Genomic DNA, 13,989 nt, shown 5'->3' with positions numbered 1-13,989 from the left:
GGGGGAAGCACAGGCCAACCTTTCACGGTGGATCTGCGCTCCAAACGGCGTGGATCACCCCGCCGGAGCGGTTATTCGGCGCACAAAAGTTTGACTTCCACCGCCTGGTCTCCGGGCTGACGCAGGCAGCTGCCCAGGAAGAAGAGGCGCGCGGGCCGGTCCTCGCCGGAGGCGTCGTAGCGCAGGTCTCCCCCGGCCACGCTGCACGTCTGGACCGTGCCGTCCTGCCGGGTCACCCGCACCTGGGCCAGCATCGGATCCGGGATGTTCATCACCTCCACGCTCTGGGAGATGGCGGCCAGCGCCGCGATGGACACCAGCGACTCGCGGTAGTTCGGCTTGCAGATGGAGTCCAGGTTCGCCAGCGAGCGGTTGAAGCGCTCGGCCATGGCGCGCTGACGGAAGCCCGGCCCGTAGGAGGTCGGACAGTCCACGTTGCTCACGTGGGCTTCCCCTTGCGGCGTGGTGACCTGGATCAGCCCGACCTCCTTGTTGCTCAGCCCCACCGGGCCGATGGTGGCCCACAGCACCTCCCGCGACGCGCCCCGCCCGTCCTTGAGCGACTGGAAGATGTCGAAGTACTCGCCCACGGACGTGAGCTGATCCGCCTGCTCCGAGCACAGGTCCTTCGAAGCATCCGCCGTGAGGATGACCGGGGGCGGACGCTGGGTGGAGCTGCAGTCCTCCTCGTCCGTCACCACCACCACGAGCAGCCGGGCTCCGTCCCTCAGGAACCCCTTGTTCCCCCCCTGCTCCAGCGGGAGATCGGCCAGCGCCGGGTCGGCCACCGCCAACCGGACGGCCTCGAAGGGGGTCTCCTGGCCGCTGCCACTGATCCCCTGGACCACCAACCGGCGGAACTTCTCCAGCAGCTCCGGATCCGTGCCCTCGATGTACTTCTCGGCCATGGGCTCACCGCCCGGGCGGGGGGGAACGGTCCTCAGGCGCCCCCCCTCCTCCGGGAAGTAGTCGACCCCTCCCCGGGTCCGCAGATACACGGACGTGGTGATGACCCCCACCCGGAAGTCCTGGGCTACCCCGCCGCCCTGGCGCAGCTGCTCCAGGAAGGCCGGCAGCTCGGTGGCGATGGCCGCCTGCTCCTCGGACATCGAGCCCGAGTTATCGATGACGAAGAGGATGTCCGTCTTCTGGGGGGGGATGACGGGTGCCTCGGCCTGGCAGCGGCCGGGAACACCCGAGCCGGGCCGATCCACCGGGGAGTCACACGCCGCCCCCCATCCCAGGAGGGCGGACAACAGGACGATTCGAGCAGGCTTGTGGACCCTCACGTGGGCTCCTCCGGCAGGGCGGCGCGAATGGACGCGCCGCATTAAGAAAGATGGTGGCGCGGAAGCATGCCCCACCTGCCATCCGGCAGCGAACAACCGTCTGACACCCGACGCCAGGGTGGAAAAATGCACGCCGCGTTTGCCATGAGCGTTTTGGTTGCTACGTTGGGTCAACCGTCACAGAAGAACATCTAAGGTGTTCAACAGTCCGATACCCCATCGGACGCTTTGAGGAACGAACCGAATGTCTGACGACAAGAAGAAAGGCGCATCGGCCAGCGCCATGCCGACGGCCATGGCCCCCCCGGGCCTCATCAACAAGGAGGACATTCCCCAGGTTCTCCCCATCCTCCCCCTGCGCAACTCCGTTTTCTTCCCCGGCGGCGTGCTCCCGCTGGCGGTCGGCCGCCAGAAGACCATCGCGCTCATCAAGGACGCGGTGCGCGATGACCAGGTCATCGGCGTCGTCACCCAGCGCCGCGCCGAGGAAGAGGATCCGGGCTCTTCTGATCTCTACACGATGGGCACCGTCGCCCGGATCGTGAAACTCTTGAAGATGGGCGAGGACAACTACTCGCTCGTCGTCCAGGGCCTGGCGCGCTTCCGCGTGCTGGAGCTGGTGCAGGAGGCCCCCTACCTCAAGGCCCGCGTGGACGCGGTCGAGGACAAGACGTCGGCGGAGAACGTCGAAGTCGAGGCGCTCGGCATCAACCTGAAGAAGCTGGCGCGCGAAGTCATCGAGCTGATGCCGGAGCTGCCCGCGGCGGCCACCGAGCTGGTGGAGTCCATCACCCACCCGGGCCACCTGGCCGACCTCATCGCCGCCAACGTGGACGTGCCCATCGAGGAGAAGCAGGCCGTCCTGGAGACGGTGGACCTCAAGGCGCGCATGAAGCTCGTGCTGGAGCTGCTCAACCGCAAGCGCGAGATCCTCAAGCTCTCCAACAAGATCGACTCCGCCGTGAAGGGCGAGATGTCGAAGACCCAGCGCGAGTACTACCTGCGCCAGCAGCTCAAGGCGATCAAGGAAGAGCTCGGCGAGATGGGCGAGGAGGAGGAGGAGCTCGACGAGCTGCAGGAGCGCCTGAAGAAGGCCGGCCTGCCCCCTGAAGTCGAGAAGGTGGCCCAGAAGGAGCTCAACCGCCTGAAGACGATTCCGGCGGCCTCCAGCGAGTACACCGTCGCGCGCACCTACCTCGATTGGATCGCCGACCTGCCGTGGGCGAAGATCTCCGAGGACAACCTCGACATCGAGAACGCGCGCCAGGTCCTGGACAAGGACCACTACGGCATCAAGAAGGTCAAGAAGCGCATCCTGGAGTACCTGGCCGTCCGCAAGCTGAAGAACGACATGCGCGGCCCCATCCTCTGTCTGGTGGGCCCCCCGGGTGTCGGTAAGACGTCGCTCGGCCAGAGCGTCGCCAAGGCCACCGGCCGCAAGTTCGTTCGCCTGTCCCTGGGCGGCGTGCGTGACGAGGCGGAGATCCGCGGCCACCGGCGCACCTACGTCGGCGCCCTGCCGGGCCGCTTCATCCAGAGCATGAAGAAGTCCGGGATGAAGAACCCGGTCATGATGCTGGACGAGATCGACAAGCTGGGCGCGGACTTCCGCGGCGACCCGAGCGCGGCGCTGCTGGAGGTGCTGGACCCGGAGCAGAACAACACGTTCAGCGACCACTACCTGGATGTGCCGTTCGACCTGTCCAAGGTGATGTTCATCGCCACCGCCAACCAGCTGGATCCCATCCCCGGGCCGCTCCGGGACCGCATGGAGATCATCGAGCTGACCGGCTACACGTTCGAGGAGAAGCAGAGCATCGCGCGCATCCACCTCGTGCCCAAGCAGCTCAAGGAGCACGGGCTGTCGACGGACCACATCGAGGTGACCGACGACGCGCTGCTCACGCTCACCACCTCGTACACCCGCGAGGCCGGTGTGCGTAACCTCGAGCGCCGCATCGCGGACCTGTGCCGCGCGGTGGCGGTGGAGGTGGCCGGTGGAAAGATGGACAAGCAGACCGTCAACGCCGAGCGCGTCAAGGAGATCCTCGGGCCCGAGACCTACTACTCCGAGGTGGCCGAGCGCACCGAGGTTCCGGGCGTGGCCACGGGTCTGGCCTGGACGGCGGCCGGTGGCGACCTGCTCTTCATCGAGGCGACGAAGATGGCCGGCAAGGGCGGCATGACTCTCACCGGTCAGCTCGGCGACGTGATGAAGGAGAGCGCCGCGGCGGCCCTGAGCTACCTGCGCAGCAAGGCGGACGCGCTGGGCATCAGCCCGAACTTCCTCGAGAAGACGGACCTGCACCTGCACTTCCCCGCGGGCTCCATCCCGAAGGACGGCCCCTCGGCCGGCGTCACCATCCTCACGGCGCTCACCAGCCTCATGACGGGCATCCGGGTGCGCAGTGACACGGCGATGACGGGCGAGGCCACGCTGCGCGGCCTGGTGCTGCCGGTGGGCGGCATCAAGGAGAAGGTGCTCGCGGCGCACCGCGCTGGCATCAAGCGGGTCATCCTGCCCGAGCGCTGCCGCAAGGACCTGATCGACGTGCCGGAGCAGGCCAAGAAGGAGCTGGAGTTCATCTTCGTCACCCACATGGATGACGTGCTGAAGGCCGCGCTGGAGACGCCTCCGTTCAAGACCCCGGCGGGCTCCTCCTCGGGCGGCGAGCAGCCCCAGACGCCGCTGCCGGCCACCCCGGCGGACGGCAACGCTCCGGAGATCCGGGCGGGCGAGAACCGCAACTAGGCCTCCCGGAAGCCTCTGGATGTGACGCGGGCGGGTTCCCTTGGGGAGCCCGCCCGTTGTCTTTGGGGCACCCAGCGGCACCCCTGAAAAGGCAACGGCCCCCTCCCCCGCCAATCGCCGGGAGAGAGGGCCGCTCACCTCAGGACGCCTTCAAGCGCTCAGGGCTTGGTCCAGGTGTAGTTCGGGGTGTCGTACTGCGCGCCGCTCTTGTTGTAGGTGAACGAGTACGTGAGCACCTTGCCCGCGCTCAGGTTGGGCACGGTGTACTCCCAGCGGCCCGTGCCGCTGTTGTACGTGGCGTTGAGGTTCTGCTGGCCGAGGCCCGGGTAGCTGTAGTGCAGGATGACGTAGCTGGCCGTGAAGCCCGCCGTCTTGAACCACAAGAGCGCCTGGGTGGAGTTCACGTTGACCGCGCCGGTGGTGAACTCGGTGCCCGGGGGGTTGGTGCCGCCGCCCGCCTGCGTGGTGGCGCTGGTGGTGTTGCTGGCGCCCGAGGTGTTCCCGGCCGCATCCCGCGCCCGGACGGTGTAGCTGTAGGCCGTGGAGGCCGCCAGCCCCGTGTCGCTGTACGACGCCGAGCCGGAGGTGCCCACCGCTGTGCCGCCGCGGTAGATGGTGTAGCCCGTCACGCCCACGTTGTCCGACGAGGGGCTCCAGGTGAGGTTGATCTGGCTGCTGGAGCTGGCCGTGGCGGACAGGTTCGCCGGTGTGGTGGGCGCCTGGGTGTCCACCACCGGGTTGCCGGTGCCCGCGAACTCGGAGACGGTCTGCCGCATGGCGGTGGCGGGGGTGCTGCCGTAGACGCGGCCGCCCGTGCCGTTGATGACGGAGGTGATCTCGCTGCCGGCCACGCCGTTCAGCCAGATGGTGGTCATGTGGTGGATCTTCACGCCCGTGACATTGGGCACCTCGATGGCCGTGCTCAGCTTGACGGGCGCGTCGCGGAAGTACGAGTACACGCCCACGCCCCACGCCTCGTGGCTGGTGACGTTGTTGGCCACCTTGTACGAGGCGTAGCCGTTGGACGAGCCGTTCATCCAGGCCGCCTGGCTGGGGATGTCGTAGGGGATCTCCGACTGGTAGAAGTAGACGCGGCCGCCGTTGCCGTTCCACAGCGTCTGGTACTCGTTGTGGTGCTCGTTGAAGAGGCCGTAGATGGTGACGTTCCGGCCGTTGACGACCAGGCCGTTCTTCGTGGGGTTGGTGGTCCACTCGGCGCCCTCGCCGTGATCCGCGCGCCACAGCCAGAGCTGATCACCCACCACGTGGTTGCTGTTGATCTTGATGCCCACGTCGTTGCGGCCCACCCACGAGCCGCCGGTGCGGACCGTCAAGTCATAGAGGAAGGTGGGGTTGGCCGAGTGGTCGGCCGAGCTGCCCGTGGGGCCGACCTCCAGGATGCTCGGGGAGTTGACCGCGCCCGCCTCGAGGATGAGGCCGGCGAGCTTCACACCGGGCACGTCGGCGACCGCGATGACCGCCTTGCCGGTCGTCGGGGTCAGCGACGGGACGCCCAAGCCCAGGAGGATGGTGTTGGCGTTGTTGACGCGCAGGGTGTCATTGAGTGAGTACACGCCCGGGGTGAACACGATGTGCTTGCCCTGGGACAGCGCGGTGTTGAGGGTGGCGGCGGTGTCCGTCTCCGGGCGGGCGATGTGGAACTGGGAGATGGGCAGGGACTGGCCCGGCGTGGGGCCGTTGGCCCAGCTGATGCCCTGGGTGTTCGTCTGCAGCGCCGGGACGAAGACGTAGTACTGGCCGCCGCTCGTATAGAGGTAGGGCTTCTCGCGGATGATGGGCGTCCGGTCGATGACCGTGTAGGGCGGCTCCGGGAAGGTGGCGCCGGAGGGCGTGTTCACGCTGCCCACGAACACCATGTTCCACACGGCGTTGGACCAGCTGGCCCACTTGCTGTTGCGCGAGAGCCACTGCTGCTGCGAGGCGGGCACGACGGCGCCGTCCACGAGCGAGTCCGCGAGGAATCCACCGCTGGCCCAGCCGGCGTTCCAGTTCTCGTCGAACTCGAACAGGTCCAGCTCACCCTTGACGTGCAGGCGCCGCAGCGGGGCGGCCTGGGACACGGCGATGCGGGTGATGCCGTTGGAGGGGGTGACGGCGAAGTTCTCGAACGTCCGCCAGAAGTTGCAGGTCGAGTTGGCGGCGGGCATCCACTTGGCGTTGACGTTCACCCCGCCGTTGATGTTCACGTCGTCGGGGTTCTGCCCCAGACCGGCGACGTGCGTGTAGAAGCCGACGTTGAAGGTGACGTTGTAGGCGCCCGGCTTGAAGAACAGGGCGTACCGGTCCGTGCCGAACTGGTTGGACTCCTGCTTGGTGAACACGGTGTTGGCGACGTTGTTGACGTCCGCCGCCGCCATGTCGGGATCGAAGACGTAGACGCGGGGGCCGAAGATGGTGGTGTTCGCCTGGGAGATTGGCGTGGCCGCCCCGGCCGTCCCCGGCGGGAAGGCGCACAGGCCCGCGGCTGCGGTCAGCGCGGAAAGAGTGGACGACAAACGTTTATTCATACGGCGTCTCCTTGGGGGATGACTCAGGGTGAGACTGTTTCAGGCTGTGGGAAGGGGCCCGGGCGCGCGACGCGCGGCGTTTCCATCAAGAAGTGCGGACCTAATGGCAGACTTAGATTAGGTTATCCGGGAAGTAAAGTCTTATCTTGTTATCACGTCAGGGGCGAAAAACTGTTTTGTACACAGTTCAATGACATCGTGCGTCAAGCCCGTGCGGCGCCGGAAACGATTTCACAGAAGGCCCGGACGGCGGGAGCCCGCTCGTCGCGCCGGTACGCGACAATCATTTCCATCATTTCGGTGACGCCGGTGAGCGGAAGAAAGACAACGTTGTCATCCAGGTGGAGGGTGACGATGGAGGACGGGACCAGGGCGGCCCCGAGCCCCGCGGCCACCAGGCTGATCACCGCCATGATGCTGGTGCCGCGGTAGCGGATGTGGGGGGCAAAGCCCATGATGCGCTGCAGCGCGGGAAGCCCCTGCTCGTCCTTGGAGCCGGCGTAGTCGATGAAGGACTCCTCCCGCAGCATGCTGGGGGAGACCCGGTCCCGCTGGGCGAGCGGATGGCCCGAGGGCACGGCCACCCTCAAGGGCCAGGCCCCTACCCTCACGGCGGTCAGCTCCGGGGGAAGGCGCTGGCTGGGGGCGGTGATGAAGCCCGCCTGGATGCGGCCTTCCAGCAGGGCCTCGATCTGGTCGTGGGGGTGCAGCTCGTGGAGCAGCAGCTCGACGTCCGGCGCACGTTGGCGGAACGCCTTGAGCGTCTTGGCCAGGATGCCTGAGTAGGCGGCGTTGACGGAGTAGCCGATCCCGATGCGCCCCAGCTCGCCCCGCCCTGCCCGCTTCGCGATCTGGGCAGCCCGTTCGGCCTGCTCCAGGAGCTGGCGGGCCTGCTCCAGGAAGAGCCTTCCCGCCTCGGTGAGCGCCACATGGCGCCGGGTCCGCTCCAACAGCCGTGTCTCCAGCTCCTCCTCCAGGGCCTTGAGCTGCATGCTCAACGCGGGCTGGCCGATCCGCAGCCGCTTGGCGGCTCGGGCGAAGTGCAGCTCCTCGGCCAGGACGGCGAAGTAGCGAAGGTGTCGCAGCTCCATTCATCACTCCCGTTGATGAAAAGAGCCTTTTTAATCGATTGGACGTGATGAGTCTGGCTCCGCATTCTTGCTCTGTCCTTTTCGGACTCATTCCATCGGCAAGGCAGGAATTCATGAGACACACGTTGGCGGCGCTCGTTGTGGCGGTGCTCGGCTTGAGCCGGGGCGCCCAGGCGCAGACTCCACAGGGCAAGCTGCCAGGCACGTCCGGGCCCTATTACATCCGCAATGGCGAGGGTGAGCGGTACCTCGTGGGCGGGATGGTGGCGGCACGGATTGCCCGGGGCGAGGACACCCAGGAACTCTTCGAGGCCACGGTCCTCACGGGAGGACGCGGCGCGAACCTTCCGCTGCACACCCACGCCCGCTCCCATGAAGCCCTCTTCGTCCTCGACGGGGAGGTGGAGTTCTGGCTCGGGCAGGAGCACTACCTCCTCATCCGGGGCGACTACGCGAGCATCCCCGAGGGGACGCCGCATGCCTTCACGATGCGCAGCCACCGGACCCAGTTGATTTCATGGACCCTGGGCGGCGAGGCGGGTGCGCTCTACCCGGCGCTGGGCCAGCCCTACGCGGGCTATGTGCAGCCACCGGACGCCAACCCCGAAATCTCCAAGGACCTGCTGAAGCAGGCCGAGGCCCGCGCCGACGTCCAGTTCAAGGGCAAGGCACCGGGCAAGAGCCCCGCGCAGCGCGTGCGCAATGGCACGGTACCCAACAAGAAGGTTCCCTATGTGCTGGCCGCGGGTGAAGGTCAGCGGCTGGTCGCGGGGGACCAGCTCTTCTCGTTTCTGGGGGACTCGAGCACCAGTGACGGCAAGTTCCTCGTCGTCATGACCGAGGGGCCTGCCGGGAAGATGATCCCCGCGCACTACCACGAGAAGCACACGGAGACCTTCCTGTGCCTGGATGGCTCCATGACGATGCGGGTCAACAACGAGACGCTGACGTTGGCCCCAGGGGACTTCGTCCACGCCCCTGCCCGCACGATCCACGCCTACCAGCTCACGAGCCACTACACGCGCATGGTCGGCTTGCTCACGCCGGGAGTGTTCGAGCCCTTCTTCCGTACCCTGGGAGACCCTTACTCCGGATACGTGTACCCGCAGACACCGCCGCCCTTCCGGTTCGACCGGGTGCTCTCCAAGCTGAACGAGCTCGACCTGAAGCTGGTGGAACCCCCTGCTTCCCCCAAGTAGGGAGACCTCAGTGGATCCGCACCTTCACGCTCACGCTTGCCCAGGGGCCATGCACCGCAGGCCTTGGCGCTGTGCTTCGGGAGGCCTCGGAACTTCGCTGCGGTGACGTAGGTACCGAGAAGCCCGGACGCCGGGCGTCGTAGCGCTGGCGCTTCTCCGGGTCCCCCAGCTCTTCGTAGGCGGCTTGGAGCTGGAGGAAGCGCTCCGTGGACTCCGGGCGCGCGTCCCGGTCCGGGTGGTACTGCTGCACGAGGCGCAAGTAGGCCCTCCGGATGTCCCTCGCGTCCGCCGTCGCCGCCACCCCAAGCACCGTATAGAGGTCCACCATGCGCCAAACCTGGGGACGCTGCGCGCACGAGGCAAGGACCGCGGGGCTGGCGCACGTCCAGTGTTTCACAACCGTCCCGTGAATCGTACGCCGCGTAGATCGTCTGGGTGAGCGGCGCCCGGGCGGCACCTGGCGCATCGGGCCCTGACTCACCACTTCGCGTGCATGTGCTGCCTCCAAGAGGGATGGCGGGCTTGTTCGGGACAGCCCTCCATTGCGCCGAGGGAGGACAAATACGCGAGAACCGGAAGGTTATTCACCGTCTAGATGTGATGGTGGAGCGTGGCGGCAAGGTCGAGTAGTAGCGTGTCGCTCCCTGAAGATCCGCGCAGGAGCATACGGAATGAAAAACAGGCACGAAGACGGACCAATGCGTTCACAAGCTCTCTCGGCATTACTCTTCATCCTTCTACTCACCTCGTGTAGTTCCGTGAAGCCACGGCCCGGGCAGGACACCCCGGGCGCGCAGAGCGGCACCATCGCCTTCGCCGGTCCCTCGGGAAGCGTTCAGAGCATGGACGCCAACCTGACCACTTACAGCTACGTCGCCATCACCGACGGCGTCATTTCCGGGCTCGGTACCGGCACTCCCCCGGCCAACGCCATCCAGATTCCCGAGGGCGCGGCCATCTACCCGGGTCTCATCGACAGCCACTCCCACGCGATCAGCCTCCTCGTCCCCACCATCAACGATTCGACCGGGAACCCTTTCTGGCTCAATCTCGCGAGCGTCAACGTGATGTTGCAGCCGCTCTGCCCGCCGCCGTCCTGCCCACCGCAGCAGCAGAACTGCACGGTGCAGTCGAACAGGTGCTTCTCTCCCATGACCACACAGGACCAGGTCATCAACGTCCTCAAGAATGCCAAGCCCAACGCCCTTGGCTGGGTACTCGGCTGGAGTTATGAGCCCTCGCGCCTGTCCTGTAACAACGCAAGTTACGGCTTTCTCTGCCCGAACAACTTCGAGAACGCCAACAGCCAAACGGCCTTGGCGCAGATGGACGCGATCCGTGACGATGTTCCCATGATGGTCACCAGCGAGTCCGGCCACATTGTCTATGTGAATACGAAGGGCCTCGAGCAGCTGAACCTTTGCCTTTCGGGCAGCGGCTCAGCGAAGTGCTACGCCCCCATCTTCAGTCCCCAAGCCGAGCAGTGCGTCGCCAAGCAAGGCCAGTTGAACGAGGACCTCGCGGTTTATGCGGTCAGCTACATCCTTGGTCTGATGAACACACACATGCGGACCCAGGAAGATCCTCTGCCGGTGTTCCGGCAGTTGATCACCGAGTCGACGCAGAAGTACAGCCAGCTGGGATTCACCACCGTCCAGGAAGGCGCTGCCAGCTCCGATGTGATCGCCATCTATCTCGCTGTGGCCAAAGCCGCCCCGCTGCCCGTGCGCATGGCGTTCCTCAATTTCATCCAGCAACCCCTCAGCGGCTCCACCTACCAGAAACAGATCGCCATCGCGGCAGACCTGCGCGAAGGCCTTGCCCACTCCGACATGTTCCTTGCCGGCATCAAGCTCTTCGCCGATGGCAGCAACCAAGGCTACACGGGCGCGATGACGAGCCCCGTCCAGTACACCAACGTGAACAAGCCGTTCACCGACACGGCGTGCTTCCCGCAGCAGCCCTACAACGGCCAGGCCGATATGGACGCGAACAGCCTCAGCCAGGCCGTCCAGTGGTCGCACGAGAAGGGACTGCCCGTCTTCATCCACACGAACGGCAATCTGGCGCAGGCGCACTCCCTCACCGCGCTGACCGGGAACTCGCAGGCCGGGATCCGCGACGTCATCGTCCACTTCACCATGCCCACCCAGGAGCAGGTCCAGAGCGTCGCGAAGGCCGGCACCATCGGCGTCACCTTCCTGATGAACGACTTCTATTACTACTACCAGCCGCTCTGCGAGCAGCTGCTCCAGCCGTCCGGGACCGCCAACATGTACCCCGCGGCGTGGGCTGCCTCTTCCGGCCTCCGCGTGGGCCTGCACTCGGATACCCCTGTCACGCCGCCGTCGCCGCTGTTCAGCATGTGGGTTGCCTCGTCCCGCAGCGTCCAGGCACCGGCGTGGATGCCCGCCCTGCTCCCGGAGTGCCAACAGAACCGGTCCAACCAGCTCATCTCGCGCTTGCAGGCTCTCAAGGCTTACACCAGCGATGCGGCGTGGCTGTACAACCGTGATGCGCCGAGCAAGGGCGTCACGCCCATCGGGTCGCTGCAGAATCAGTATGCGGGCGACCTCGTCGTCTTCTCGGCCGACCCGCTGAACCCTGCGACGGACCTCTCCACCGTGAAGGTGCTCTACACCGTGCACAACGGCAAGATCGTCTACTCGGATCCCACCGGCAGCAATCCGCTGATCTGGCCGAATTAGAACGGCGTCATCCGCGGAGCCTTCCCGCCGTTCTCACCGTGGCTTCGAAGAGGTGAAGAGGTGGTAATCCCGGGGGCAGGACGTCTAATGAGTTCTCCCCCTGTTGGAGGCGCCATGAGCACCCATCCGTTCGAGCTGCCCGAGTTCTACGTTCCCCATCCCGCTCGGCTCAACCCGCACGTCGACACCGCACGGGCGCACTCCACGCAGTGGGCCGAGCAGATGGGAATGCTCGACGCCCGTAGCGAGAGACCCAGCAGGCAGGACCGTCGCAGCGGCGCAGCGCCACTTGGGGAGGGAGCAGGGAGGCTGCGAGTGTCCAGACGTCAGCGTCGGGCAGGAGCCCCTCCCCGCAGGGTATCCGAAGCTGAAGGACGGCGCCGCTCGCCACCTCCTCGCAAGAAGGGCTGACACATGCTGCCGTGGCGGATGCTCTGGAAGGCCGAAGCGCTGTTCCTTGCGTTGCTCGTGGGGTGCGCCAATGTCCCTCGGATCCCCCTGGTGGAGGACACCGGCCAGGGCAAAGCCGTCGTCCACGTTCCCCGCACGGCGGACCTGCAACCGGTGAAACTAGAGGAAGGGGAATTCCAGCAGGCCGTGAGGCGCCTTGCGCGCGAGGTGCGGCTGACAGGTACGCCGCGCCAGACGGCGGAGAATGCGTTTCAGATAGACCCGCAGAGCGGCCATTACCTCTACCTTCAGCGGGATAGGAAGCTGGTGCCAGCAGGCGGCGAGCCCTGGGACGGCACATTGACGAAAGAGGATCTTGCTCTGGCGGAACGCTATCGGCTCTGGTGCCGGAGCGCCTACCACTTTTATGGAGACTGTCTCGGAGGCGCGCTGGTGGAAGGGCGCTACCTGGACATGCAAGGCCGTTACGTCTGGGCGCTGGCGATGAGCAAGAGCCCGGTGCTGGCCGAGATGAAGAAGGCGCTCGGAGAGATGGTGGAATTCCGCGCGCTGATCAGCGCTGCCCTGTGGACGTTGGGTTCCATGCTGCTGATCATGCTCCTCAATCCCGTGGCTCCGGCGCTGGTGGCGGTCTTGGGCGTCGGGATGCTCCTGTATGTGGGCTACGACACGCTCCGCAACCTCGTGACGGGCTGGGCCGAGTTGACTGAGGCGGCGAAGGTCGCAATCACCTTCGAGGAGATCCGCGAGGCGGGTGAGAGGTTCGGGAAAATCATTGGGCGAGAGGCCGCGCGCGCGTTCGCCATGCTGCTGGTGGCGGCCATTGGCTCGACGGCGCACCGGTTCGCGGCGAAGGTGCCGACGTTACCCGGCTCGGCGCAGGTGGCCATGCAGGCCGAGGGTGAGGCAGGAATCTGGCTGCCCGCGCTGGGGACGGTGGAGGAAATCGCGGTCAGTGCCGAGGGCGTCAGCATCACGCTTCCCGCGAACGCGGTGGCCATGACGGCAAGGCCCAGTCGTGGCAATAGCCCCTGCGTCGAGATGCACCACATCGCCACCATCTGCAACGACAAGTCCACCGCGCGCGGGGGCACGTGGTCGCCGAGATTCCGGGCGATCTTCGCCAGAGCTGGGATGACGCTGGAGGACCCGGCGAACAAGATGCCCCTCCCGGGGCACTACGGACCGCACCCTGAGCGGTATCACCAACTCGTCTACAAGGAGCTGCTCGACGGAACAGTGAACTGTCATAGCGTCGTCGAGTGCCGCGACGGGCTGACACGGGCCCTCAAGGCTCTGGCGAAGGAAATTGCCACCCCGGGAACAGAACTAAACCAACTCGTCACCCGGCAGTCACCGCGCTAAAGGGAGCCCATGTCCAATCGTTTCTTTGAGCTCGCCGACGATGTAAACGTCCCGCACCGCTGGCACTTGGCCTCGCCGACGACCAATCACGGCCAGAAGGTGGACGAGGCGCTATTCATGCGCGGGGTACCCATCCACGAGCAGGGGCGCTTGAGAGTCCCTGTCGAGATCGCTGGCAAGGCGCTGGACTTCACTCAAGCGGGCATCGGCATCCCGGTGGTCCATGTCAGGGTCGCGTCTATGTTTGCGGAGCTGGCCCCGGATGATGTTCAACTGATCCCCATGGATGTGGAGAGCCAACCAGATCAGTACCTCATCCTCGTGGCCACACGTCTCATCCGCTGCATCGACGAAACAGCGTCTCGAATCCGGCTCTGGACCCATGAGGACGGAGCCCCTCATATGGTCGGTCGCTATGCCTCCGTGCGTGACATGCGTATCGACAAGGCCAAGGCGGGCAGCGCCAACGTGTTCCGTTGCGAAGGGTGGATAGGCCCGCTGATCGTCTCCGCGGAGATAAAGGGGGCCTTGGAGCACATGGGCGCCACCGGCACGAGGTTCGAGGAAGTCTAGCCCGGATCGGTCACACCGGGCACGAAGATAGGGCTGGTGTCGCAGCGGAGCCTGCTGGTGGCCTCGCGCTTTG

Annotated in this window: 9 protein-coding genes; 5 read left to right on the top strand and 4 right to left on the bottom strand. The window is 66.0% G+C overall.

The window, feature by feature from the left end:
* Positions 1 to 71: 71 nt before the first annotated feature.
* Positions 72 to 1,289 (bottom strand): VWA domain-containing protein, encoded by a 1,218-nt coding sequence (locus KY661_RS16850; RefSeq protein ID WP_225411165.1) that lies wholly within the window; start codon positions 1,287 to 1,289, stop codon positions 72 to 74.
* 244 nt (positions 1,290 to 1,533) lie between these two features.
* Here KY661_RS16850 and lon point away from each other — a divergent pair, with 244 nt between their 5' ends.
* Positions 1,534 to 4,041, top strand: a complete 2,508-nt coding sequence (gene lon, locus KY661_RS16845) for an endopeptidase La (protein ID WP_225411164.1) — start codon at positions 1,534 to 1,536, stop codon at positions 4,039 to 4,041.
* Between the two features lie 158 nt (positions 4,042 to 4,199).
* On the opposite strand, the gene KY661_RS16840 is transcribed toward lon, so the two are convergent.
* Entirely contained in the window at positions 4,200 to 6,569 is a 2,370-nt protein-coding gene (locus tag KY661_RS16840) for a fibronectin type III domain-containing protein (protein WP_225411163.1), read from the bottom strand.
* A gap of 203 nt (positions 6,570 to 6,772) precedes the next feature.
* Positions 6,773 to 7,660: a LysR substrate-binding domain-containing protein gene (locus tag KY661_RS16835; RefSeq protein WP_225411162.1), complete on the bottom strand. Its 888-nt coding sequence runs from the start codon at positions 7,658 to 7,660 to the stop codon at positions 6,773 to 6,775.
* A 113-nt stretch (positions 7,661 to 7,773) separates the two neighbouring features.
* Here KY661_RS16835 and KY661_RS16830 point away from each other — a divergent pair, with 113 nt between their 5' ends.
* On the top strand, positions 7,774 to 8,859 hold the full coding sequence (locus tag KY661_RS16830; protein ID WP_225411161.1) for a quercetin 2,3-dioxygenase: 1,086 nt from the start codon (positions 7,774 to 7,776) through the stop codon (positions 8,857 to 8,859).
* 7 nt (positions 8,860 to 8,866) lie between these two features.
* Here KY661_RS16830 and KY661_RS16825 read toward each other — a convergent pair whose 3' ends face one another.
* Positions 8,867 to 9,187: a J domain-containing protein gene (locus tag KY661_RS16825; protein WP_225411160.1), complete on the bottom strand. Its 321-nt coding sequence runs from the start codon at positions 9,185 to 9,187 to the stop codon at positions 8,867 to 8,869.
* A 514-nt stretch (positions 9,188 to 9,701) separates the two neighbouring features.
* Between KY661_RS16825 and KY661_RS16820 the strand changes: the two genes are divergently transcribed.
* The 3 genes from KY661_RS16820 to KY661_RS16810 all read left to right on the top strand — a co-directional run bounded on the left by KY661_RS16820 (position 9,702) and on the right by KY661_RS16810 (position 13,916).
* Positions 9,702 to 11,567, top strand: coding sequence for an amidohydrolase (locus tag KY661_RS16820; protein WP_225411159.1), 1,866 nt, complete (start codon positions 9,702 to 9,704; stop codon positions 11,565 to 11,567).
* Positions 11,568 to 11,981: 414 nt separating this feature from the next.
* Positions 11,982 to 13,343 (top strand): AHH domain-containing protein, encoded by a 1,362-nt coding sequence (locus tag KY661_RS16815; protein WP_225411158.1) that lies wholly within the window; start codon positions 11,982 to 11,984, stop codon positions 13,341 to 13,343.
* A gap of 9 nt (positions 13,344 to 13,352) precedes the next feature.
* On the top strand, positions 13,353 to 13,916 hold the full coding sequence (locus KY661_RS16810) for an imm11 family protein (RefSeq protein ID WP_225411157.1): 564 nt from the start codon (positions 13,353 to 13,355) through the stop codon (positions 13,914 to 13,916).
* Positions 13,917 to 13,989: the final 73 nt, after the last annotated feature.

The sequence above is a fragment of the Allostigmatella hybrida genome (assembly GCF_020103775.1).
GTDB classification, from domain to species: Bacteria; Myxococcota; Myxococcia; order Myxococcales; family Myxococcaceae; genus Hyalangium; species Hyalangium aurantiaca.
Note: the sequence above shows the minus strand (reverse complement) of the source record. Positions and strands in the feature narration are given on the sequence as shown.